This is a genomic window from Ruegeria sp. ANG10 (assembly GCF_040705255.1).
Lineage (GTDB): Bacteria > Pseudomonadota > Alphaproteobacteria > Rhodobacterales > Rhodobacteraceae > Ruegeria.
In genome coordinates this window covers 266,428-288,437 of the sequence record NZ_JBFCVU010000005.1, presented here as the reverse complement: position 1 = coordinate 288,437, position 22,010 = coordinate 266,428, and the positions used below count along the sequence as shown (strand labels likewise).

Annotated in this window: 21 protein-coding genes and 1 tRNA gene; 12 read left to right on the top strand and 10 right to left on the bottom strand. The window is 56.7% G+C overall.

Annotation, left to right across the window (positions count from 1 at the left end; translation table 11 throughout):
- Positions 1-471 precede the first annotated feature (471 nt).
- The 4 genes from AB1A64_RS13535 to AB1A64_RS13520 all read left to right on the top strand — a co-directional run bounded on the left by AB1A64_RS13535 (position 472) and on the right by AB1A64_RS13520 (position 4,392).
- The gene (locus tag AB1A64_RS13535; protein ID WP_366551894.1) at positions 472-1,224 is read left to right on the top strand and encodes an allophanate hydrolase subunit 1; all 753 of its coding nucleotides are present in this window, start codon (positions 472-474) and stop codon (positions 1,222-1,224) included.
- Entirely contained in the window at positions 1,221-2,219 is a 999-nt protein-coding gene (locus tag AB1A64_RS13530) for a biotin-dependent carboxyltransferase family protein (RefSeq protein ID WP_366551893.1), read from the top strand. Before AB1A64_RS13535 ends, AB1A64_RS13530 begins: the two co-directional genes overlap by 4 nt.
- 12 nt (positions 2,220-2,231) lie before the next feature.
- Entirely contained in the window at positions 2,232-2,993 is a 762-nt protein-coding gene (locus AB1A64_RS13525) for a 5-oxoprolinase subunit PxpA (protein WP_366551892.1), read from the top strand.
- Between the two features lie 151 nt (positions 2,994-3,144).
- Positions 3,145-4,392, top strand: a complete 1,248-nt coding sequence (locus AB1A64_RS13520; RefSeq protein ID WP_366551891.1) for a hypothetical protein — start codon at positions 3,145-3,147, stop codon at positions 4,390-4,392.
- Between the two features lie 71 nt (positions 4,393-4,463).
- Here AB1A64_RS13520 and AB1A64_RS13515 read toward each other — a convergent pair whose 3' ends face one another.
- Together AB1A64_RS13515 and AB1A64_RS13510 are read right to left on the bottom strand one after the other, a co-directional pair.
- Positions 4,464-5,846 carry a D-alanyl-D-alanine carboxypeptidase family protein gene (locus tag AB1A64_RS13515; protein ID WP_366551890.1) on the bottom strand — a complete coding sequence of 461 codons (1,383 nt, stop codon included), beginning with the start codon at positions 5,844-5,846 and terminating at the stop codon, positions 4,464-4,466.
- Between the two features lie 281 nt (positions 5,847-6,127).
- Positions 6,128-6,829 carry an HAD family hydrolase gene (locus AB1A64_RS13510; protein WP_366551889.1) on the bottom strand — a complete coding sequence of 234 codons (702 nt, stop codon included), beginning with the start codon at positions 6,827-6,829 and terminating at the stop codon, positions 6,128-6,130.
- Positions 6,830-6,922: 93 nt separating this feature from the next.
- Between AB1A64_RS13510 and clpS the strand changes: the two genes are divergently transcribed.
- The 4 genes from clpS to hemF are packed head-to-tail and all read left to right on the top strand — an operon-like array spanning position 6,923 to position 9,991.
- The gene (gene clpS, locus AB1A64_RS13505; RefSeq protein ID WP_366551888.1) at positions 6,923-7,270 is read left to right on the top strand and encodes an ATP-dependent Clp protease adapter ClpS; all 348 of its coding nucleotides are present in this window, start codon (positions 6,923-6,925) and stop codon (positions 7,268-7,270) included.
- Between the two features lie 27 nt (positions 7,271-7,297).
- On the top strand, positions 7,298-8,263 hold the full coding sequence (locus AB1A64_RS13500) for a class I SAM-dependent methyltransferase (RefSeq protein ID WP_366551887.1): 966 nt from the start codon (positions 7,298-7,300) through the stop codon (positions 8,261-8,263).
- Positions 8,264-8,300: 37 nt separating this feature from the next.
- Positions 8,301-9,101 carry an SDR family oxidoreductase gene (locus tag AB1A64_RS13495; protein ID WP_170350457.1) on the top strand — a complete coding sequence of 267 codons (801 nt, stop codon included), beginning with the start codon at positions 8,301-8,303 and terminating at the stop codon, positions 9,099-9,101.
- A gap of 5 nt (positions 9,102-9,106) precedes the next feature.
- On the top strand, positions 9,107-9,991 hold the full coding sequence (gene hemF / locus AB1A64_RS13490) for an oxygen-dependent coproporphyrinogen oxidase (protein ID WP_366551886.1): 885 nt from the start codon (positions 9,107-9,109) through the stop codon (positions 9,989-9,991).
- A gap of 7 nt (positions 9,992-9,998) precedes the next feature.
- Here the strand turns inward: hemF and AB1A64_RS13485 are convergent, their stop codons facing one another.
- Positions 9,999-10,412 (bottom strand): hypothetical protein, encoded by a 414-nt coding sequence (locus AB1A64_RS13485; protein ID WP_366551885.1) that lies wholly within the window; start codon positions 10,410-10,412, stop codon positions 9,999-10,001.
- Between the two features lie 191 nt (positions 10,413-10,603).
- Here AB1A64_RS13485 and AB1A64_RS13480 point away from each other — a divergent pair, with 191 nt between their 5' ends.
- Both AB1A64_RS13480 and AB1A64_RS13475 read left to right on the top strand, forming a co-directional pair.
- Entirely contained in the window at positions 10,604-11,116 is a 513-nt protein-coding gene (locus AB1A64_RS13480; protein WP_366551884.1) for a toxin-activating lysine-acyltransferase, read from the top strand.
- A 1-nt stretch (position 11,117) separates the two neighbouring features.
- Positions 11,118-12,032 carry a Hint domain-containing protein gene (locus tag AB1A64_RS13475; RefSeq protein ID WP_366551883.1) on the top strand — a complete coding sequence of 305 codons (915 nt, stop codon included), beginning with the start codon at positions 11,118-11,120 and terminating at the stop codon, positions 12,030-12,032.
- Here AB1A64_RS13475 and modC read toward each other — a convergent pair.
- Genes modC through modA form a run of 3 tightly spaced genes read right to left on the bottom strand, consistent with a single transcriptional unit; the run spans position 12,029 to position 14,598 of the window.
- Entirely contained in the window at positions 12,029-13,126 is a 1,098-nt protein-coding gene (gene modC / locus AB1A64_RS13470; RefSeq protein ID WP_366551882.1) for a molybdenum ABC transporter ATP-binding protein, read from the bottom strand. The two genes, AB1A64_RS13475 and modC, sit on opposite strands and share 4 nt — an antisense overlap.
- Entirely contained in the window at positions 13,123-13,815 is a 693-nt protein-coding gene (modB, locus tag AB1A64_RS13465) for a molybdate ABC transporter permease subunit (protein WP_366551881.1), read from the bottom strand. The genes modC and modB overlap by 4 nt, the downstream gene beginning before the upstream one ends.
- Positions 13,816-13,818: 3 nt before the next feature.
- A complete protein-coding gene (modA, locus tag AB1A64_RS13460) occupies positions 13,819-14,598 on the bottom strand; it encodes a molybdate ABC transporter substrate-binding protein (protein WP_366551880.1) in 780 nt (259 codons plus the stop codon).
- A gap of 217 nt (positions 14,599-14,815) precedes the next feature.
- Between modA and AB1A64_RS13455 the strand changes: the two genes are divergently transcribed.
- Positions 14,816-14,891: transfer RNA gene (locus AB1A64_RS13455), tRNA-Val, on the top strand.
- A gap of 276 nt (positions 14,892-15,167) precedes the next feature.
- Here AB1A64_RS13455 and AB1A64_RS13450 read toward each other — a convergent pair.
- The 4 genes from AB1A64_RS13450 to AB1A64_RS13435 all read right to left on the bottom strand — a co-directional run bounded on the left by AB1A64_RS13450 (position 15,168) and on the right by AB1A64_RS13435 (position 20,484).
- Complete coding sequence (locus tag AB1A64_RS13450) at positions 15,168-17,051, bottom strand: amidohydrolase family protein (RefSeq protein WP_366551879.1); 1,884 nt, start codon at positions 17,049-17,051, stop codon at positions 15,168-15,170.
- A gap of 69 nt (positions 17,052-17,120) precedes the next feature.
- Positions 17,121-18,299: a carbohydrate porin gene (locus AB1A64_RS13445; protein ID WP_366551878.1), complete on the bottom strand. Its 1,179-nt coding sequence runs from the start codon at positions 18,297-18,299 to the stop codon at positions 17,121-17,123.
- Positions 18,296-19,000, bottom strand: a complete 705-nt coding sequence (locus AB1A64_RS13440) for a DUF3299 domain-containing protein (RefSeq protein WP_366551877.1) — start codon at positions 18,998-19,000, stop codon at positions 18,296-18,298. The genes AB1A64_RS13445 and AB1A64_RS13440 overlap by 4 nt, the downstream gene beginning before the upstream one ends.
- A gap of 86 nt (positions 19,001-19,086) precedes the next feature.
- Positions 19,087-20,484: an amidohydrolase family protein gene (locus AB1A64_RS13435; RefSeq protein ID WP_366551876.1), complete on the bottom strand. Its 1,398-nt coding sequence runs from the start codon at positions 20,482-20,484 to the stop codon at positions 19,087-19,089.
- 142 nt (positions 20,485-20,626) lie between these two features.
- Between AB1A64_RS13435 and AB1A64_RS13430 the strand changes: the two genes are divergently transcribed.
- A complete protein-coding gene (locus AB1A64_RS13430) occupies positions 20,627-21,631 on the top strand; it encodes a helix-turn-helix domain-containing protein (protein ID WP_366551875.1) in 1,005 nt (334 codons plus the stop codon).
- Positions 21,632-22,010 lie beyond the last annotated feature (379 nt).

Here is a 22,010-nt window from a genome sequence, read left to right as displayed (position 1 = left end):
ATCCTGAGCGTCTCAACCGTCTTTCCAGTCCGTCAGGCCGTCTCTCCGACCCGTCAGCACCGCCTCAGCAGCGCCGGTGAAGGGGGTTCTAAGGTTTACCTCCAATAGCCGCAAGTGGAAAATCGCATCTTGCGCGATTTTTTTGCAGTTTCATATTTTTCAATTATTTTTCAAATATTTAAGATGCTTCCGGTCAGACAAAAATCACCATTCACTCAGTAAGGACACCCAGTTGCTCCATCAACAACAGTCCGCCAACTACTCGCCCACCCTATATATAGTGAGTTCCAACCCCACACCCACAAGACCCAACCGAGTCGGATCATCTTATCCGAGTCAATTTGGAGCCCTTTTTTTCCGACTCACCCCAAGTCAGAGCACTGAAAACGACATAACGCGCGCGCCAGGTCTTGCGCATTGGCCCCGGATGCGGTCACCTCGCCCGAAGATACAGCCAAATGCACAGTAATTATGACAGCTACGCACACGCACCCCTTTCCTAGCATACGGACGGTTGGTCAGGACGGTTTGTTGGTCTCGTTTGCTGACACGATGGCTGAATCCTCGAACCGGGCGGCGCTTGCATTTCGCAATGCGGTCGACCTATTGGATTGGGAAGGTGTGATTGAGACATCGGCGTCTCTGGCCTCGGCCTATGTTCGGTTTGATCCAGTCGCCTTGTCGCATGTTGAAATCCACAGGCGGGTGGAAAGGATTCTGCATCAACAAGACTGGTACCAAGCGCCACTTCCGGCCGGGCGTCGTCTGTGGCGGGTGCCCACAGTATATGGCGGAGAACTTGCCCCACAGTTGGATGAAGCCGCAGCCGCCGCAGGACTGTCGCCCTCAGAGACCATTAAGCGACTTTGTGAATCCCGGGTACGCGTGCTAACCATCGGTTTTGCGCCCGGTCAACCTTACCTTGGACCGTTGGGATCTGAATTCGATATTCCGCGCCTAAAGGAACTCACTCCGATGGTGCCGGAGGGGGCATTGGTTCTGGCGATCTCACAATTCGTGCTGTTTTCGGGGCCGACCCCGACCGGATGGCGGCATGTGGGCCAAACCGCCTTTCGCTGTTTTCGACCCGAAGCCGAACAGAGCTTTGCGCTACGCCCCGGGGATGAAATGGAATTCCCACCAATTTCACGCGCAGAACTGGATAATATTCGCGAGACTAATGATGCCTCGGGCGGTGCGACCTGTGAGGAGATCCCCGCATGAGCCTACTGGTGCATCAAATCGGACCGGCCTGCACCGTTCAGGATCAAGGGCGTTCGGGATATCTGGATCAGGGACTTTCACGGTCAGGGGCGGCAGATCAACTGGCGTTGCATGAGGGTGCAGCGCTGCTGGGTCAAAGCCCGGACTGTGCAAGCCTGGAAATGGCGGGAATGGGCGGCACGTTCGAGGCCACGCAACCGGTCAGCATCGCCCTGACCGGCGCGCCAATGCAGGCCAGTATCGATGGGGTCCAGATTGTCTGGAACGCTTCGCATACAATGGAGGCGGGTCAGAAGCTGACGATCGGCGCCGCCAAACAGGGCAACTATGGATATTTGCATGTTGGTGGTGGGATTGATGTGCCGCTGTTCCTGGGTTCACGTTCCGCCCACCTGACAGCGAATGTCGGGCGTGCCGTGCAGGCCGGCGACCGGCTACCCGTCGGATCCTATTCAGGCAATACCGGTATGAAACTGCGCCCCGACGACCGATTTTCCGGGGGCACCCTGCGCGTGCTGGCCAGCTTCCAGACCCCCCTGTTCGATCCCAGAACGCTGGACCGTTTTACCGAAACCGTGTTTCGGCGCGGTGCGCGGGCCAACCGTATGGGCATGCAGTTGGAAAGCGATGGCGAAGGTTTTGCCGCAAAGGGTCAATTGAACATCCTGTCCGAGGTGATCACCCCCGGCGACATCCAGATGACCGGTACCGGGAACCCCTTTATACTTCTGCCCGAATGCCAGACGACCGGAGGTTACCCTCGCATCGCCACTGTCCTGCCCTGCGATCTGTCCCGGGCGGCGCAAACCCCGGCGGGCGGGCAGATAAAGTTCACATTTGTGTCCATGGACGAGTCCATCGCCCTGCACGCCACTTACCTGTCCGATCTGTCCCGGTTGCGGGCGCGGGTCGAGCCCTTGGTTCGCGATCCGCACGACATCCCGGACCTGTTATCCTATCAATTGATCAGCGGAATGATCTCTGGCACTGAATAAGGAGTTTTGCAGATGCCCAGCGTCGATTTGAATGCCGATATGGGGGAAAGCTTTGGCCCCTGGAATATGGGCGATGATGAAAGCCTGCTGAAGATCATCACCTCGGCCAATATCGCCTGTGGCTTTCATGCGGGTGATCCCGACGTCATGGCAAAGACGATGACGTCGGCTGCCCAGAACGATGTCGGCATCGGCGCGCATCCCGGCTTTCCCGATCTGCAGGGATTTGGCCGCCGTAATATGAAGGTACCCCACGAAACCCTGCGCAATTTGGTACGCTTTCAGTTGGGTGCGGCGATGGGCATGGCCAAAGCGGTTGGCACGAAGGTCCGGCATCTGAAGCTGCACGGCGCTTTGGCCAATATGTGTTCGGTCGATATCGACATGGCGCGGGCCTGCTATCAGGGCGCGCTGGACGTGGACCCGGACATTATCGTCATGGTGCTGGCTGTTACCAAACAGGAAGAGGCCGTGCGCGAATTGGGTTGCAAATGGGTCGGAGAGATCTTCGCCGACCGCGCATATAACGATGACGGCACTCTTGTTGATCGCAGCCTGCCCGGCGCGGTCATCCATGACCCGGATCTGGCCGGGCCACGCATCCTCAATATGGTCCGCGCGGGCGCCATCATCACCGAATCCGGCAAGCGACTGGAAACCTCAATCGACACGATCTGCCTGCATGGGGATGGGCCGACCGCGGTGCAGATCGCCCGGTCTGTTCGGGAAAACCTGATCGCGGGCGGTGTCGAAGTGACAAAATTCACCCGATAGACATCCGGGCGTAAGGTCTGCGCCCCACCTTCTTAGTGTTGCCCAGTTGGATTTCTGACCCTAGCATGCCTGCAAGTGCATGTTCTGATTATTGGAAATCCAGGCAACGCCGGGCCCGGGCCTCTCTGGGCCCACGCAAGGAGGTAAATTTATGTCTTTCGATTTGATGTCTTATGAACCGCGCGGGGACAAGAAGAACTCGGACTTCTTCAGCGAGTACCTGCCCAGAATTTACGAACGCCGCAGCAGCTCTGGTGTTGCCGATCAGGTCGGGCCGATGCGGGCGATTGTCCAGCAAGTGGAAACCACGGCGCTGTTCGATACGCTGATCGAATTGTATGTGATGACCCCTTATCGCCACACAGCCACCTATTTGGGGAAAACGCATAAGTTCTCGGTCCTGCATTCGCACGCCGACTACCCCGCGTTGATCGTGATGGCCCCGCTCAGCCCCAGCTTTGAGGATTTCATTCCGCGCATCAACCGCATGTACCCTCTGGCACGCGGCACCCCGCAAACCCGTTATGTCGGAGAGATTTACGGCGCATCCGATCTGAAAACTCTTACCAAAACGCTTGAGGGTCAGAATATCCGCTTTGAATATGAAGGCGATACCGAAAACCCGTTCTACACGCTGGATGGGTTCCGGTTCACCACCCCGTCGGATTTCACTTGCAACCGGGTCGGTTATTCCACGCTGGATTTCAACGATCCCGACAGCCTGGGCTTGGGCGACCGCGTATTGCTGAGCGATGCCGAGCAGGCGCAGCTGGATCAGGCCGCCGCTTTTGGCGCTGACAGCAATATCTCACCTTTGATGTTGGGGGTCGATCATCTTGCCACCCGCATTCTGGCCGGTGAGCGAGAGGACGCGATCCTCGAGTTTCTGACCATGGTGCCTTATTACTTCTGGGGTGCGTACAACATCTTTGACATGAACTCGTCGACCAACGTAAACCGGAACCCGAATGTGGATGATGACAAGAAATCGCCCGCCAAGGTCTTCACCGCCAACAACACCCCGTCCTTCATAAATTCATTCGAGCAACTGCCAATGCCGACCGAGGACTTCGTCCGAAATTTCGGCCGGCGCCTGCATCACATGGCCATCGAAATTCAGGACGGTGATCACAACGCCGGTGAGAAAAACGTTGATTTCGTGGTGAATACACTCAAGGACAAGGGCGTACCGTTCCTGGCCCATATCGTTGGCGAGTGTAAGGACGATCCGAACCTTAAGCAGATTTTCTCGAAACACTCGAAAAACACGCTGCTGATCACGGAGTATATCGAGCGCTGCCATCACTATGACGGGTTCTTCACCAAGGACAACGTGGCGGCCCTGACAGCCGCCGCAGGGCAGGACGAACAATACCAGCATGGCCACGTGTTCGACTAAAGCGCCCTGACAAAAAAGGGCTGCGAGTTTCCTCGCAGCCCAGATCCATCCAGGAGAGTATATGTCGGATCTTATGACGGCCCGATCATGAAACAGGTGACATTCCGGGCCTGAAGCCTGCGACACGCCAGATCAGCCTGTTCGCGGGTCATGCCCTGGAATGTCGCGTCAAAGCCGCGCGAGCTTTGGTTCACCTTGCGCAGCGTGCCTTCCAGAGTGGTCATTTCCGACAGAGCGGTTTTCAGCAAAACCTTTTCCGCCTCGTATCGGGTGGTATAGCGGCCCACGTTGACGCCCCACAGATGCCCGCCGGACGTGGACAAGCGGGTGACAATTTCCGGTTCGGGTTCCGGCTGCACGGCCGGGTCGGTCGACGCCAGAACCAAATCATCCGGACGCGCGGCGGGGCGCGCTGTGTCGCCGGTTGGGGTTTGGATATCCGCTGCAGCCATGGCGACCGCAATACCGTCCTGAATACGCGCGCCGTTCTTGGCCGCTGTCGCAGCAACGGTGCCGGCAACCTGTACTGCAGACCCTGCTGTCGGACGCAGTACCGGACGGAGGCTGGAATTTGGTGCACCAGTCAGGGCTGCAACTGTCGCACCCAACCCCGCATTCCCGGCATAGGTCGGACGCGCTGGTTTACGGATCGGTGCCCGCGACGGCGCACGGCGGAAGCCCATGTCCAACAGCTCGGCCACTTTGGCATTGCGCGATGCGCCAGATTTGCCGCCAAAGACGGTAGCAATAATACGTTCATCTTTGCGCTTGGCCGAGGCCACAAGATTGAAGCCAGCAGCCCGGGTGTAGCCTGTCTTGATCCCGTCTGCGCCCTTATAGGCGGCCAGCAGGCGGCGGTTGGTGTTGGGAACGGTCTTGATCCCCGCATGTGTCGATTGGCGGGAGAACAGATTGTAGTATTGCGGGTAATCATACAGCAGATGACGCCCCAGCGTGGTCATGTCGCGCGCGGTCGACAGGTGGCCTGATTCCGTCAAGCCATGCGCGTTCTTGAAGGTTGTGCGGCTCATGCCCATCGCTTTGGCAGTACGGGTCATGCGGCGGGCAAAGGCGGCTTCGGACCCGCTGATCGCAATCCCGATGGCGGTGGCGGCATCATTAGCCGATTTCACCGCCGCCGCGCGGATCAGGTAGCGGAACGCAATCCTCTGACCGGATCGCAGGCCCAGCTTTGACGGCGGCTCGGACGCGGCCTTTTTGGTGATGCGCACCTGGGTGTCCAGATCGATCTCACCGTTCCGCACGGCTTCGAACGCGATATAGAGCGTCATCATCTTGGTCAGCGAAGCCGGATGCAGCCGTGTGTCGGCATTGCGCGAATGCAGCACCTCGCCGGTGCGTGCGTCAATCACCATCGCCGCATAAGGCGCAGCCACCCCTTGCAACGGCGCAAAGGAAAGCAGCCACAAGAATGCTATAAGGAATAAGCCCATTCGGGCCGGAACTGTCCGCCGAACCTGCACGATCTTTGCCTCTGTCTACCTCGGGCCGCCGGGTTTTCCCGGTCGGCTAAATAATTATTTTATTATCGATCAGGCTAACACAGGGACCCAGTGAAAGAAACAAAAAGCTCGTGATTTCGCGGTTTCTTGAGCTTGCCACGGACACACCACATGTGGTCAGGCGCACCCTTGCCACCACCAAATCCATGAATATGACCAGAATTTGCCGACGCTGGGCGTCGATTTTTCAGGACTGAGGCCATTCGGCCACATCAGCTGAGTCGCTGAACAAGATTGGCAAGCTGACCCAGATCCTGAAGCTCGCGGTATCGCGGGCTGTGTGCCGGGGTTTCGGCCTGCTCGATTTCCCAAACCAAACCATGCGGCACATACACGCCCCAGCACCCGGCCTGTATCGGGGCGACCACGTCCGAGCGCATCGAGTTGCCAACCATCATCGCAGAAGCAGGCCCGTCACAGTATTGGCCAAAGATGTCCCGATAGGTCTGGGGTGTTTTCTCGGACACGATTTCAACTCCGTCGAACAGCTCACCTAGTCCCGACTGGGCCAGTTTCCTCTCTTGATCAATCAGATCGCCCTTGGTGATCAGCACCACCTGATGAGTCGCCGCCACGCTTTCAATCGCCGCGCGCGCATGGGGCAACAGCTCGATCGGGTGGGCCAGCATCTCTTGCCCGGCTTCTATCAATTGCCGAATGACCGAGGCGGGAACCCGATCATCCGTCACCTCAATCGCAGTTTCGATCATCGACAGGGTAAAGCCTTTGATTCCGTATCCATAGTGCCGAATATTGCGTTTTTCTGCGGCCAGCAGGCTCTCCATCAGGTGATCCCGTTCAGCGTGATCCGCCAGAAGATCGGCGAAATAAGCCTGCGTCAGCTGAAAAAACCGTTCATTGTGCCACAATGTATCATCCGCATCGAAGCCGATTGTGGTAAGATTTTGACCCATGGCTATTACGTCCTGCTGGCTCTTTTCTCTGGCTCGTTCGACGTTATATAAGCGCAAAGACAAACCGAAGCCTGAATCGGACAGTAGAACGCGATGCTTGAACACCAATGGATGATGTCTGACAATTCGGACGACGACGACGATGCCGACGCGTCGGTCCTGGTACAGACGCGCACCAAGACCAAGCGTCCGCCGCTGTACAAGGTTCTGCTGCTGAATGACGATTACACGCCAATGGAATTTGTTGTGCACGTACTGGAACGGTTCTTTGGCATGACCCACGCGCAAGCGTTCGAGATCATGCTGACGGTGCATAAAAAAGGCGTGGCCGTCGTTGGCGTGTTCAGCCACGAGATCGCCGAAACCAAAGTGGGCCAGGTCATGGATTTCGCACGCAGGCACCAGCACCCCTTGCAATGCACCATGGAACGGGAAGAGTAAGGCCCGGTTGGTCTTACGGAATTGCTTATGTCCCCTCGCCTTGATCTTGCGCTGCAAAGCGGTCTGACCCTGTCGCAACCACTAACTGTACTGGGGCCAACAACGGCCAGTGACCTGTCTGATTTGCCGCGTGAAACGCAGGTGGTTCAGCCGTTTAAACCCTTTCACGACCATTTTGCCCAACAAGGCTTCGCGGTTGTACCTGCGGCGCAAGATCCCTGTCAGGACGCCATGGTAATCCTGCCACGCGCCAAGGCTCTGGCCCGGTCGATGGTGCAGCAGGCCTGCACCCGCGCCAATGGCGTGATTGTCGTTGACGGCGTCAAGACCGACGGTGTGGACAGTTTATTGAAGGACATCCGCAAGCGGGTTGCGGTTGAGGGGCCGATTTCAAAGGCGCATGGCAAGATCTTCTGGTTCCAGTCCGATCCGCATGCTTTTGCGGATTGGGCCGCGCCCGCACATCAGGCCGCCGATGGCTTTCAAACCGCGCCAGGCGTGTTTTCGGCCGATGGCGTTGATCCGGCCTCTGCCCTGTTGCGGGCGGCTCTGCCGGACAAGCTGGGCGCTCGGGTCGCCGATTTGGGGGCCGGTTGGGGGTATCTTTCGGCCGGGCTACTGCAGGCGCCGGGCCTGAAATCATTGCACCTGGTCGAGGCCGACCATATTGCGCTGACCTGTGCCCGCACCAATGTGACTGATCCCCGCGCTCAGTTTCACTGGGCCGATGCGGTGACATGGCGTGCCGCCGAACCCATCGATACCGTGGTGATGAACCCACCGTTCCACACCACGCGCAACGCCGATCCGGCGCTGGGGCAAGGCTTTATCACATCCGCGGCAAAGAACCTGACCCGCAATGGCACACTGTGGATGGTGGCCAACCGCCACCTGCCCTATGAGCCCACATTGACCGACACATTTGCGCATGTCGAAGAAGTGACCGGCGACAATCGGTTCAAGGTGTTCCATGCCACTCGCCCTCTGCGGTGATCCCAGTTAACCTGCGCCGCAATTCAGGAGGAAGCGCATGTCCTTTTCCATAGCAGGCAAAACCGCAATCGTGACCGGAGGAGCCAACGGGGTCGGCCTGGCCATCGGGCGCCACTTTGCCGATGCCGGTGCCAATGTGATGTTCGCCGACATGGACGAAAAGCGGCTGGCCGAGGAATTGGGCGAGCAGGCCGATGACAGCAATATCCGTTTCTTTGCTGGCGACCTGCGGGAAAAGCTGACAATTGCCAACCTGCTGTCGGCCACAATCGACGCCTTCGATCAGGTGGATATCCTGATCAACGGCGCCCGTCAGGTGATCCCTTCTGATCCGCTGGATGCCGAAGACGATTCAGTCCGCACCCTTCTGAACCAGAACCTTATGCCCGCCCTGCGGTTAAGCCAGCTGGTGGCCAAACGCATGATCAAACAAGCCGGAGATGACGAGGAAAACATTGCAGGCTCGATCATCAACCTGTCTTCGATTGCAGCGCGGCGAACCCACCCTGACTTGATGGCCTATTCCGTCTCGACCGCCGCGCTGGATCAGATGACCCGATCCTTGGCTGTCGCGCTGGCCCCCAACCGTATTCGGGTAAATTCCATCGCATTGGGATCCGTGATGAGCGCCTCGTTGCGCTCCACCCTGAAAGAGAACCGCGACTTTCGGGACGATATCGAAAAACACACTCCGCTTGCCCGCATTGCTGCGCCGACCGAACTGACCGAAACAGCACAGTTTCTGGCCTCAGACGCCGCAGGTTTCATCACCGGACAGATTCTAACCATTGACGGCGGCCGCACCCTGCTGGACCCCGTTGCAGCCCCGGCGCATTGACACATATGTTCGACACCGAAAAATCTACCGCTTCTGCCTGGTTCCGCCAATTGCGCGACCAGATCGTCACCGCCTTTGAAGCACTTGAAGACAGCCACGACACCGGGCCGTTTTCAGATGCAAAACCGGGACGGTTCGAGGTCAACGAAACCACGCGCCAGTCCGAGGATGGATCGGACGCAGGCGGCGGATTGATGTCGGTGATGCGCGGTGGCCGCGTATTTGAAAAGGTCGGCGTCAATATCTCGACCGTCTACGGGACGCTGGGTGCGCGGGCGCAGCAGGCGATGGCGGCACGTAAGGGCATTCCGGGCATGACCGAAGACCCACGCTTTTGGGCCTCGGGCATTTCGCTGGTCGCGCATATGCAAAATCCGCACGTTCCGGCCGTGCATATGAACACCCGCATGTTCTGGACCCCACATGCATGGTGGTTTGGCGGTGGTTCTGACCTGAACCCCTGCATCGAATATGACGAGGACACGGCCCATTTCCACGCCACGCAAAAGGCGCATCTAGACCCGCACGGGCCAGGTCATTACCCACGCCTGAAAGAATGGGCCGACGAGTATTTCTATATCCCGCATCGCAAACGCGCCCGCGGGGTTGGCGGTATCTTCATGGATGATTACTGCACCGGCGATTGGGCTGCGGATTTCGCGCTGACACAGGATATCGGCCGCGCCTTTCTTCCAGCCTTTTTACCACTGGTCGAACAGCGCCGGGTGCAAGGATTCAACGATGCTGACAAGAATACCCAGCTTGTGCATCGGGGCCTCTATGCCGAATACAACCTGGTTTACGACCGGGGCACCAAGTTCGGGCTGGAAACCGGCCACGATCCGGATGCTGTGCTGATGAGCCTGCCGCCGATGGCCAAATGGGTTTGATCTGCCCTCAGAAGTCGAAATCCATAAAGTTGTCGTAGCAACGGCTTTGCGCCCCGGATGCCGACATACTTTCGCCCACGCGGCTGACGGTGATCGAATAACTCTTTTTGGTGCTGCCACCTTCAGGCTCAGTAAACGAAAACTGCACCGTCCGTGTCTGCTTTTCATAAGGTCTCGAGACATAAATCTGCTGCGTTGTCGGCAGGCCAAGGGTGCGGATGGCGAAATCACCGATACCGCACCAATAGGCAATTGCCTTTGACGTGCCATGCGTGGCCACTTGATAGTTGCCATTGTCCAATGGCGTCACTGTCGTGCGAAAGCCGGGATTGAAGCCATACCTAAACCCAAACCCGGTGGCTTGCGCCAGTGCTGGTACCAACACCAGAACACCTATGCTGAACATTTTGAATAATTGCATAGTAAATCTCCTCTAACCAAAATTCGGCTTTGGTTGAAATGATAGGGATTAGGCCCGTTGAGTAAAGTTTGCGATAGGCGGCGCAATGCCCAGCTTTCCGCGACGGAAACAAGCCCCCGTAATCGAAACGGTATCATTTCAGGGCGTTAGAGGGTAAACTCAGATCGTCGGTCATTTGCACGAGGCACGGGTTGAGCAAGGCATTCCCAAAGGACTGGTTCGACATTCCGCCCGAAAAATATGCGGATTTCGGCGCGCTGTTCTATCTGGCGTCGCTGACAACACCGCATAGGGATCGCAGTCTGGCGCAGGTGCTTTATGCCTTTGAAACACCATTCCGGTTGGGCCAGTATCACATCTTTCGGCAAAATGATTTTCCGCGCGGATTTGTGACTTTCGCTGGCCTCAGCCCCGAGGCCGAACACCGATACGCCATTCAGGAAACCCCGTTGACCGAGGCCGATTTCACCAGCGGGTCTTCATTCTGGATCGTCGATCTTGTCGCCCCGTTCGGGCAGACCAATCAGATTGTAGAGATGCTGAAAAAGAGCATCCCCCACCCTCGGGTTCGCACGAACCGGATGGACAGCGATATGTCCCGAAACCGGATCGTGGAATGGACGCGCGACGACACTGGCGCGGTACATATGCAGCTGTATCGCAAGCAGGAATTCGCACGGGTTCTGGCGGCAGAGGGCACGTGACATGGTTTCGATAACTGTTACTGGTGAAATTACCGGCGATGTGACCGGCAACCCTCCGAACCAGGCTATGGGCGATCTGGATTTGGACAGCAACGTCCCCATTTTGTCGGAAACATGGGTCATCTCTTCACCTCCGGCTTTTGGAACAGCCAGCGTCGACCCGAATACTGGGGAATGGACTTATACAGTTGATCCGGCGTTTTTTGACAGTCTGGACGACAACCAAATCGTCACCGACACCTTTACCATTCAAGTTACCGGTGAGTTCGGCACTTTTCTTGGGCCTTTCCCTTTCGACCTGCAGCAAGAGATCACGATCACCATCGAAGGGGTGTGTTTTACGGCTGGCACGCTGATCGAAACCCCGGGTGGTGCGCAACTAATCGAGGCCTTATCAGTTGGCGATAAGGTGCTGACCGCAGATCACGGCCCGCAACCGATCCGATGGATCGAAAGCAGCGTACTGCCACCCGAGCGATTACAGGAAAATCCCGCCATGCGGCCTGTCAGGATCAGCGCGGGCAGCCTTGGCCCAAATACGCCCAGCCGGGATTTGCTGGTGTCGCAGCAGCACCGTGTTCTGATCCGCGGCCCCAAGGTCGATTTGCTGTTCGGCACGCCCGAGGCGCTGGTCGCGGCCAAACATCTGTGTTCCTGGCCAGGGATCGATATTGAAACCTCTGACGTGGCCGTCGAGTATTTCCACATTCTGCTGGATGAACATGAAATCCTGACCGCCGAAGGCGCACCGGCTGAAAGCCTGTTTTTGGGTGAGGAATCCTTGTACACGCTGTCATCCGAGGCATTGCAGGAATTGGCGGCAATTTTCCCCGATACCGCCACACCTGATGGGGATGGCTTCGGCCGTGCCGCCCGTTTGGTTCTGCGTGAATTCGAAGCGCAGGCGCTTGTTTAAGACGGGGTCAGCCTGCCGCCCACATCCTGCGGCGCCAGGGCAACAGTCTTGATCACCGCATAACAGCGCTTACCCGGTTCCAACCCCAAAGCCGCGACCGAACGGCGGGTCACGCGCGCCAAGATCGGCCCTGCGGACGTTTGCAATGAGACGATGGCGCCTGGCCCACCACCCGCGCGGATGGTGTCAACCGTCCCTTCCAACATGTTCAACGCCGACAATCCATCAGGCCGCTTGCTGGACAGGATCACCTCTTGCGCGGGAATACGGATGCGTAGGTCTTCCCCCACCTGATGCGGGATACGCGGCAGGAACAGGCGCGCGCCGCCCGCCTCCAGCTCGGTCAACCCATCCGCATGATGTTCTTGAACACGCACTTTCAGCACCGCGCCCACAGCGCGCACACCAGCCGGGGCCACGGACGGGTCAGCCATAACTTCTGAGGCCGGGCCATGCCGCACCACCTTGCCATCCTGCAAGGCCACGACAGAGGTGGCCAGCCGTGCGACTTCGGCCGCGGAATGGGTGACGTACAGAATGGGCACTGAAACCTCATCCCGCAGCCGTTCGAAATAGGGCAGGATCTCAGCCTTGCGCGCATCGTCCAACGCGGCCAGTGGCTCGTCGGCAAGGATCAGACGCGGGCTGGCCAATAGCGCACGCCCAATGGCGACTCGCTGCTTTTCTCCGCCCGAAAGCCCTGCCGGGCGACGATCCAGCAGATGTCCTATGCCCAGCATTTCGATCACCTTGTCCGGGTTCTCGCGGCGCGCGCGCTTTGGTGCGAACCAGCGACCATAAGACAGATTTTGCCGCACGGTCAGATGCGGGAACAGACGACCTTCCTGAAAGATATAACCCAATCGCCGGCGATGCGGCGGCAGCCAGAGGTTCTGCTCGGTATCGAACAATTCCCACCCGTCGACGGCAACGCGACCGGCATTGGGTCGCAAAAGCCCCGCCACCGCATTGACCACGGTGGTCTTGCCCGACCCCGACCGCCCAAACAGAACCGTCACCCCCAAGGGCGCATCAAAGCTGAGGTCCAGTTTGATATCGGGCAGATCATGCTGCAGGCGGACAGACAGGCTCATGATCCCGACACCCGTGCAGCGGCACGGCGGCCGACATATTCCGACAACAGCAGCGCGCCCATGGCAATGATGATTGAGATCACCACCAGCCGGGTCGCCGCCCCCTCGCCCCCTGGCACCTGCAGGAAGGCATAGACCGCTGAAGGCAGGGTCTGGGTCTGGCCAGGAATGTTCGAGACAAAGGTGATCGTGGCCCCAAATTCGCCCATCGCCTTGGCGAAAGCGAGGATACTGCCCGCGATCACCCCGGGCAGGATCATCGGCAGGGTCACGGTCGCAAACACAAAGGGCCGCGACGCGCCCAAGGTCGCCCCGGCCTGTTCCAGCTTGGGATCTACCGCCTCGATCGACAGTCGAATGGCGCGCACCATCAGTGGAAAGGCCATGATCCCTGCTGCCAGCGCCGCCCCGGTCCAGCGGAAGGCGACCACGATGCCGAACTCCCCCAGTAGCCTGCCCATCGGCCCTTGAATCCCAAAGGTCAGTAGCAGCAGATACCCGGTTACAACCGGCGGCAGGATCAGCGGCAGATGCACTAACCCGTTCAGCAACTGACGACCGGGAAACCGCCAACGCGCCAGCGCGTAAGCCACGAAGATGCCAAAGGGCAATGTCACCAGCGTCGCCCAAAAGGAAACGCGCAGCGACAATCTCAGCGCTTCAATCTCTGCAGGTCCCAACCATCCCATGCGTCAGCTGCCCGGCAGGGCAAAGCCCTGTTCTGTAAAGATGGTTTGGGCCGTGTCCGATTGCAGGTGGTCTAGAAACAAACGTGCCTCAGGCGGTGCTAATGTAGTTTCAGCAGCGGGGTAAATGATCGGAGGGTGAAGCTCTGACGGGAATGAGGCCACGACCTGCACGCGATCTTCAACCTGTGCATCGGATCGGTAAACGATCCCTAGTGGCGCCGCCCCCGCCGCGACCAGCGCAAGCGCCGCGCGTACGTTGTCAGTCTGGGCGATCCGAGGCTGCACGCCCTCCCACAGCCCCAGGTTTTGCAGGGCCGCCTTGCCGTAGATACCCGCAGGCACCGCATCGACCAGCGCCATGGCCAGATGCCCGCTGCCCAGCTTTGCAATCAAATCGGTGTCCGCCTGAATATGCCCGATCTGCACCTGATCCGACCCACCGATCAAAACCAGCCCATTACCCAGCAGATCCACGCGCGAGGCCGTATCGATCAATCCCTGATCCTGCAGAACATCCATCCAATCCACATTGGCGGAAATGAACACATCCGCGGGCGCGCCCAACTGAATCTGTCGCGCCAACACTGACGAGGCCGCATAGGACACCGTCACCTGGTGCCCTGTTTGCTGTTCGAAAATCGGTGCGATCTCATCCAACGCGGTTTTCAGACTGGCAGCTGCAAACACCAAAACCTCTGCTGCGCTGACCCGGAGTGGTGCCAGCGTTACAGTGCCAAGCACCAGGGCCGCGATTGCGCATCGGCGGGCAAGGAACAGGATCATATGCTCTCGCGTCAGGAAGATTGCGTCCCTTCGGAGATATCTGAGGCAACCGGGGGCACGCAAGCGTCTTTCCCTTACGGTCAGGGTCAGCCTGCGGAAAATGAACAAGATTACCGGGGCCTGCAATCCACTTGGACGGATTATCAGGCATTGAGGCAAAGAAATTGTACGAGACCCTCTTGCACCCGCGCGCAGGCTTGGCTACATGCAGCGTCACGGGTGATTAGCTCAGTTGGTAGAGCGCTTCGTTTACACCGAAGATGTCGGGAGTTCGAGTCTCTCATCACCCACCATTCTCTCCCCACAATGTGTCAAGGTATTACGCGACCAGCACCTTTAGCCGTTCTGCGCGTGAATCTGTGTCCGCTGCACTTAAACGGAAAAGATGTCTCCAACACAGGAGATTTGGGACACAGCAACAAGCAAAACGGCCTAGCGGGAAGCGGTCACTTCCGGTGCCAAATTTTAAAGACCGCTCTGCGGACAAAGCTTCAGTAGGCTCACTGGCTCCTGATGACCAGCCTCAGCCAAAGGCAGACTTTCGTTTCGCTGCTCCGAGGTTCTGCGAATTAGTTTGCTCTGCGTTGTTCTGACTGATTAGGCCTCGACCCTCCCGTTTTTAACGTCATAGCCTTCGCATAGTCGCGTTTTGCTTGCGCAGGGTCCTCGAAGCGAGCATGCACGACGCAATAGAACAGGGTGCTGTCATCTAGACCGTTGCGAGGTTTGAACCAATCAAATGGGTCGGTCGGCTCGACCGCAGCGAACTGACTAGTAGGTGTCGTGACAGGTGCGACACTGGCTTCACTATTTGTAATGTCATCCAGCAGTGACGGACGGGCCGTGCCGGTATCCGGTGTGAGAATACCCATGATCTGTTCGCGACCAGCCGGAACGAAACGCCCGCTCTCCTCGACTGGAAACCGGATCGACTGTCCGGCATAAACATCTCGTTGCACTTCACTGTTCTTAACAACAAGTGTTCCGTTAACGAGCACGTACGGAATGCCTTCTGACGGAAGACCTTGCTGACCAAGAGTATAGTTCGCCTTTTCGGTCACAGTCTCCGGATCAAAAATCGTGATGTCCGCGACCATGCCTTCTTGCATACGCCCACGCACCTGCATTGCACGCAGGCCCGTGTCACCTAAACGCTTAGCATGGATGTAGCTTAGCTGGGTGAGTGTGAGCATAAGAGGTACATTCGCTTCGCGAGCCAGTCTCAAGACAAGCGCGTGGCTGCCTGCTGACCGAGGATGCCCTGCATAGTCTTCGTAGGGGGCATCCCAACTCATCAAATTGCCCTCGATGTCTAGCCCGGCCATACCGTCGCCCGAGATGCCATAGCCTGCGATGGTGATCCAATCAGTCAGCCATTGCTCCCTTGGCGGGCTAAAAACAATGGCTGTCCTTCCCGGCTCATTCTCAGCGAAACTCAAGAATTCGTCTTTTGTCAGGAAGCGGTCAAGTTGAGGGTCAAAAATGGTGTCTTCGTATTTGTACCCCATCGAGCCTTCCCAATTTTCAGGGGCGATGATCGAGGCTCCGTAGTTTCCCGATCCGGCGGTCCAAGGATAGTAACTGGACCAGACATTGTAGCCTTGATCGCGGGCCATTTGGAGTTTTTCCTGATTTTCCCACCAGCCATAATCATTGTCATGGTGTATGTGGAGCGGTGCGCCAAGCACCATCGCGTTGACCAAGATTTCATTTACACCCGTCTGTGTTTCTGTCGGCGTCGAAGCACTGGGATGAAATCGGTGGTGGACGGAGGTCAATCTACCGTAACGCGCTGCAGCCCGCTGTGCTTCGAACATCTCATAGGTTGTAATGCCTTCGCGGGCGTAGCCGATGGTCGATCCCACGCCGAGTGCTCCAAGACGTAGTCCCTCATCCAGCTGGGCAGTGATTTTGTTCATCTGCTCACGGTTGCTTGGTACAGAAGACCACCCCTCGACACCGTCTTCCACCGATTGTGCCCTCAGTGCGAAGAAGTTCCGGAAGTCTATATCCCCACCTTCGAGCACGAGGCCGTCGTGAACCCGCATCCGAGCGAACTCTTGTCCAACGACCGTGCCATAGTTTGCCTGCGTCACGCCTTCGCGAGCACCATACCATTCTTCGATGTTCGCTGCCCCAACCTCAAAGTCCATTTGGGTCGTAACGCCATCACGAAGATTTACCTTGATACCCCAAGGGTCCAGCCCATGCTGCTCGAGATCGATAAACCCGGGAGCTACAACGTGCCCTGTCGCGTCGATGGACTCGCCACCGCTAATTTCTTCGTCGGTAATCGCAGTGATCCAGCCGTTGCTTATCCCCACGTTAGCAATCTGATCGAACCCGGTTTCCGGGTCCATTACCCGACCTTTGAGAATGACGACGTCGTAAGTTTGCGCGAAACACAAAGTCGAACAAACAGACAACGTGCCTGCCAGAAACAAGGTACGCATGGATAGATCCTCCCTTTGATCGACAAAACTGAATGTTTCTTTATTTTCGGCGTCTGCTTTCGACCCACATTAGAAAACGATCCGGGTTCTTAGGCCGAACAGCGTAATGCTATCCTGAGTGGGGTTAAGCAGCGGGTCAGAAATGAACTGCAGTGACGGCGTGATCTGCAGTCCGGGCGAGATTGAAAAACGGTAGAATGCTTCGAGCGTGAACTGGTCACCGTCTATGCCTCTTGCCTCGGCCCAATTCAGGCCCAGACCGGCCAAATCTGTATTGCGACCATAGTAACCCAGACCGGCAGAAACCGACCGGTCATAAAGCGCTGCGGTCCCCTTTGAGGCCCCTGCGCGGAAGAATGGCATCCACTTATTGTCAACAAACCATGCGGCGGAAAACGCTGCGCCGTAGTCTTCCGCTCGGCTGCCATTGTCGGCTGCGTCCGCATGCCAGAGGGTCAGATGGATATTGTCGAAGTAAATGCGATCAAAGCCGGAGGTGTAACCAAGTTCGAGTGACTTGAAGAGATTGCCATCGCTAAACACATCAAAGTTTGGATCAGACGGGTCGGCGTTTGCGTCTGAGACGCTCGCAACAGCGTAGAAGTTTTCGCTCAGCTTTACCCCACCGGCAATGCCAAGGCCTTGATTGGGTGTGTTAATAGTCGGATTGGTATTGAAAGACAGGTTTTGGAAACCACTGTATGGGCTGACCAACCCATAAATGTCCACAAAGTCCGTTACATCAATCTGTCCGACTTGCAGCGTCCAAGCGCCGTTCTCGGCCCTTTGCGTCCAGAACAAATTGGTCAGCAGCAAACCATTATCGTTGAAGGCCGTTCCAGTGATCGAAAGTGCTCCGCCATCCAGCCCAAGAAACTGTGGGGCAACATCAGTGTAACTGTGCCGGTCTTCGATTTTGAATGTCACAGAGCCCCGTTCAGTCGCCTGCCAATTCCCGTAGAAACGCGCAATTCCGCTTGCCGCTTCGCCGGTTCCCAGATCAGCATTCGTGGATTGGCCCAATGCCAAGTAGTCAATATTGAAGCGAAAACCTTCCTCAGCCAGCCGGTCTTTCCACTGAAACCAACCCGGTGCGATGTTGCGTGGAAAATCGGAACGATACTGTGGGTCGGTTAGCCCATCGCCGGGCTCTAGATCAGCTTCAACCGAAGATGGCCCGGATAGTCCCTGAGCCGACGCTGCGCCAGCAAAGGCAATACTCGATGCTACAACCAGAAGTCTTATCATTCAGACGCCTTTGCCCCGCCGGTCTTGCGATCTCCCGCCGCCCGGATCCGATCAGCGGCCCGCTGCTTCCATTCCAACCTGTCTGCCTCGGTTTCCAGAGTTTCGACACGTTCCGTCTCCAACTGGAATGTCGCATTCATAGGCATGAGGCCGTCCACAACCATCATATTCTGAACAGAAGGGTCAATAGTCAGCGTGCCCGTCAGCCGAACGGGTTCGTGGAAATAGCTGGGCGTCCAGTCGCCATTCAGCCGTACACGGATCATTTGGTTGGGCGGAGGTGGAGGCATGTGACTGCACATCCCTCTTTCTGGCACCAAATACGCCACAGGCCGTCCATCCGGATCACTCGGAGCAGGAATGGCAAAGCCCGCGAGTGTGATTGTTTGACCATCGAATTGCAGATTTCCGTTTGTTCCAGCCTTTCTTCGCCGTTCCGTCACGACCTCTCGCTGATCGAGTAGCCAGTCGACATCAATCCCATCAGCCGCCAAGGCATCCTCAGTCTCGGTCAGAAGCTCCTGCCATTTTTGTCTATCTTCTTCGCTGCCACTATCCTGCTGTAGCCTGCCGCGCAGCCGTACGACGTAAAGGACATCGTCGAATTGTTCGGCGCTAAGTTCGCGATAGGGGTCTTCAAAGACCTGCGCAGACGGGTCAGGCAGGTCTGACCAGTCCAACGCGGTTCCTGGCGTTGCCATGACAGGATGAGCACACCAAACCATCCCTGCGAATACTAAGGAGCGTAAGCAATGTCGCATAAATATTCTCCGGCTGTTTAGACAGGTCAATCCAGTGTGTTTTTGTAGATGACGCCGTCCTTCATGATCAGGCGGATCGTATCTGGGCTTTCAGGCCTCGGGTCGGCACCGAACCACTGATCACCTGTGCCAACAACCGAGAAGTCTTCAAGTGGGTTTCCATCGATCAGCAGGATATCCGCATAGGCTCCTTCCTCGATGACGCCCAGTTTTCCGGCGGTATACGGGTTCATGAAGTCACCTGACAGAGCGACTACCTCGCCACCTGTCGATGTCAGCGTGACCATCGACGTGTAGGGGCCGAAAAATTCATTGTTCAAGTGCTTCTCGTAAGCAATCTGGATATTGCAGGCCTCGACCGAACCAACACAGTCGGTCTGGAACCCTCGCTTCACCGGGCATTCCTTCATATTGTCGATGTAGCCCGCAAATGTGGCCGAGGCGGACTTTGCTTTGGCAAGGCTCGACGGGACATTTGCCACTGCCGGAATATCAAGCAATCCGGGATCGAAGGCCGTCAGGTTGGTGGTAATGTATGCCCCTTTTTCGTTCATGACTTGGGCAATTTCACAATCAAACGAGAAGCCGTGTTCGATCGACATCACACCCGCATCTAGCGCGCTCAGGATTGCTTCCTTCCGATAGGAATGCGCCATGACATAGCTGCCATACTCATTTGCCACCTGTACCGCTGCTTTGATTTCCTCAGGCGATCCAGCCAGCAACTGCCACGGATCGAAGGCCGAAACGACGCCACCAGATTGCATGAACTTCAACTGCGTCGCGCCCATGCGGAAATTGTTGCGTGCGAACTTGTAAACGTCATCAACACCGCTAATTTCCTGCGCCAAGTTCAGCCTGCTCATGTTTGTTTCAGACCCAGGCGGTGCGGTGAAATTCGCGAAGTCAGCGTGACCACCTCGCGTTCCGATAAATGCACCAGATGGAAAGTAACGCGGGCCGTCAATTTGCCCTGAGTCAATTGCGCGGCGTAACCCGCCATTGGCCCCACCCGCATCCCTGACTGTCGTGAAGCCCTGCATCAAATACATCTCGGCCATCCGCGCACCGTGTATGGCAAAGTCCTCCCAAGTTGTGTTTGCCTCCATCGCGGGCAACGTCGGCCCCATCAGCATGAGATGCGCATGCAGTTCAATAAACCCGGGGGTCAGAGTCCGCCCCTCTCCGTCAATGACCGTCGCGTTGGGGGCATCGATCGCATCGGTTGATACGGCCTTAATCAGATTGCCCTCAACCAAGACGCTGGCATTCTCGATACGTTGTTCATTCACGCCATCGAAGACATGCACATTGGTAAACAGGGTTTGGGGTTCTTCTTCATTCTGAGCCTGCGCGGACGTCGACAAGGAAATAATTGCAGCGACAATTACCGTCGAGCAAAGGGACAATCGTAGACCGGACATAAGTACTCCCTTCATATTCGTGTTTTGCAAACTGTAACCCGGAATTCTTTGCCTCGGTTGCCACTTTTGAATTAGGATGTTCGAATATGATTGTAAAAATGGCCACTGAACAAAACACCTAATCCTCACAAGGGTGACGAGCTTGCCTTTCAACTCCACCTCCCGAGAGCATAGCGAGGGCTTTATTCGCCTCTCCTTAGCTGCTCCGTTTCTGCAATACCTCACCGAACGTAAGATCAATCCGCAACCAGCATTGGATCAGGTCGGCTTGAAAGCCGAACTGTTGACCAACCCATCCGTGTTCGTTCACTCAGAGTTGGTCTACGGCTTGGTAAATGCCTTCTCAGAAGTGTCAGGGGATCGATACCTTGGACTGAATGTAGGGGAGACGTTTGACCTGCAAGAGTGGCCTCCGTTCGCTCAAGCCCTGCGAACCACAAAGACGCTGTTCGAGTTTTTTACCCGCTTTGTTGGGCTCGTACCTCAGGAGTCCAATTCTGTGCGGCACAGTCTTATCATTGAAGCGGACAAAGCGACTTACCGTATCGAGAGGCAACAGGAACCAACTGTTCCGCCCATTCAGGTGACAGGTTTTGGGGCCGCAATCTATGTACGCCTATTGCAGACCGTCGTCGGAGACTCCTGGGACTCTTCGCGTGTGCAGTGGAAAAGTAGATACATCATTGGTTTGCCTGTAGACTACAAAGGGATCGAGGTTGGCCTTGGGGCTGATCCAGGAATGCAAATTAGTTTTCCTGTGGAATGGTTGTTCTTGCGCCATGTCTCTGAGGTCTCTGCCAACCCCACAGCCTCGCCTCGACAAGATGAAGAAGTAACTGTGGTGGCTGCTTTGCGATCTGTCTTGCGCGACAAATTGGATGAAACCGATCTAAGGCCAGAGGTGGTGGCTGGATTGCTGGGAATACAGCAGGAGAGGTTTCTGAAAGCTCTTCAGCAACAAGGCACAACGCTACCCCGCGAGATTAAACGGCTGCGTGTCGATGTCGCCAAGGAGCATCTCAGAGATGATAAGATGACAATTGCGGAGATCGGTCTGATGCTTGGCTATTCTGACAAGTCCCATTTCACTCGCTTTTTCCGAGGTCAAACCGGAATGACACCGACCAAGTTCCGCCTTGGTGCGTAATTAAATTGCAAATACTTAGACTGGTTATCCACTACTTAACAAGTGCGGGCCGACAAGAATTTGCAACACATTTTTTGGCGCCCCTATCTAAGGATCGCAGTGGGACAATTGCCCCCCTAGCCCCTGCGGCAGTGCATGCAGCGCTGCGCCTCCGCTGCAGCAATTCTCTGTTTTAGTTTGATCAGCAATAAACCCGATTAAAGAAAGCTGTCATGTGCTATTGAACCACCGGGAAGATTGCGCAACCTTCAAGCCATTGACAACACTAAACATCTTTCCAAGATAGTGCTGGTTGCGGCAGTGGAAAACAGCACCTTGTTGCACGGACGGATTAGGATAGAGCGCTTCGTTTACACCGAAGATGTCGGGAGTTCGAGTC

Coding starts and splice junctions, on each gene's coding strand:
- AB1A64_RS13535 (WP_366551894.1), top strand. CDS start 472: ATGACAGCTACGCACACGCACCCCTTTCCTAGCATACGGACGGTTGGT.
- AB1A64_RS13530 (WP_366551893.1), top strand. CDS start 1,221: ATGAGCCTACTGGTGCATCAAATCGGACCGGCCTGCACCGTTCAGGAT.
- AB1A64_RS13525 (WP_366551892.1), top strand. CDS start 2,232: ATGCCCAGCGTCGATTTGAATGCCGATATGGGGGAAAGCTTTGGCCCC.
- AB1A64_RS13520 (WP_366551891.1), top strand. CDS start 3,145: ATGTCTTTCGATTTGATGTCTTATGAACCGCGCGGGGACAAGAAGAAC.
- AB1A64_RS13515 (WP_366551890.1), bottom strand. CDS start 5,846: ATGGGCTTATTCCTTATAGCATTCTTGTGGCTGCTTTCCTTTGCGCCG.
- AB1A64_RS13510 (WP_366551889.1), bottom strand. CDS start 6,829: ATGGGTCAAAATCTTACCACAATCGGCTTCGATGCGGATGATACATTG.
- clpS (WP_366551888.1), top strand. CDS start 6,923: ATGCTTGAACACCAATGGATGATGTCTGACAATTCGGACGACGACGAC.
- AB1A64_RS13500 (WP_366551887.1), top strand. CDS start 7,298: ATGTCCCCTCGCCTTGATCTTGCGCTGCAAAGCGGTCTGACCCTGTCG.
- AB1A64_RS13495 (WP_170350457.1), top strand. CDS start 8,301: ATGTCCTTTTCCATAGCAGGCAAAACCGCAATCGTGACCGGAGGAGCC.
- hemF (WP_366551886.1), top strand. CDS start 9,107: ATGTTCGACACCGAAAAATCTACCGCTTCTGCCTGGTTCCGCCAATTG.
- AB1A64_RS13485 (WP_366551885.1), bottom strand. CDS start 10,412: ATGCAATTATTCAAAATGTTCAGCATAGGTGTTCTGGTGTTGGTACCA.
- AB1A64_RS13475 (WP_366551883.1), top strand. CDS start 11,118: ATGGTTTCGATAACTGTTACTGGTGAAATTACCGGCGATGTGACCGGC.
- modC (WP_366551882.1), bottom strand. CDS start 13,126: ATGAGCCTGTCTGTCCGCCTGCAGCATGATCTGCCCGATATCAAACTG.
- modB (WP_366551881.1), bottom strand. CDS start 13,815: ATGGGATGGTTGGGACCTGCAGAGATTGAAGCGCTGAGATTGTCGCTG.
- modA (WP_366551880.1), bottom strand. CDS start 14,598: ATGATCCTGTTCCTTGCCCGCCGATGCGCAATCGCGGCCCTGGTGCTT.
- AB1A64_RS13450 (WP_366551879.1), bottom strand. CDS start 17,051: ATGCGTACCTTGTTTCTGGCAGGCACGTTGTCTGTTTGTTCGACTTTG.
- AB1A64_RS13445 (WP_366551878.1), bottom strand. CDS start 18,299: ATGATAAGACTTCTGGTTGTAGCATCGAGTATTGCCTTTGCTGGCGCA.
- AB1A64_RS13440 (WP_366551877.1), bottom strand. CDS start 19,000: ATGGCAACGCCAGGAACCGCGTTGGACTGGTCAGACCTGCCTGACCCG.
- AB1A64_RS13435 (WP_366551876.1), bottom strand. CDS start 20,484: ATGTCCGGTCTACGATTGTCCCTTTGCTCGACGGTAATTGTCGCTGCA.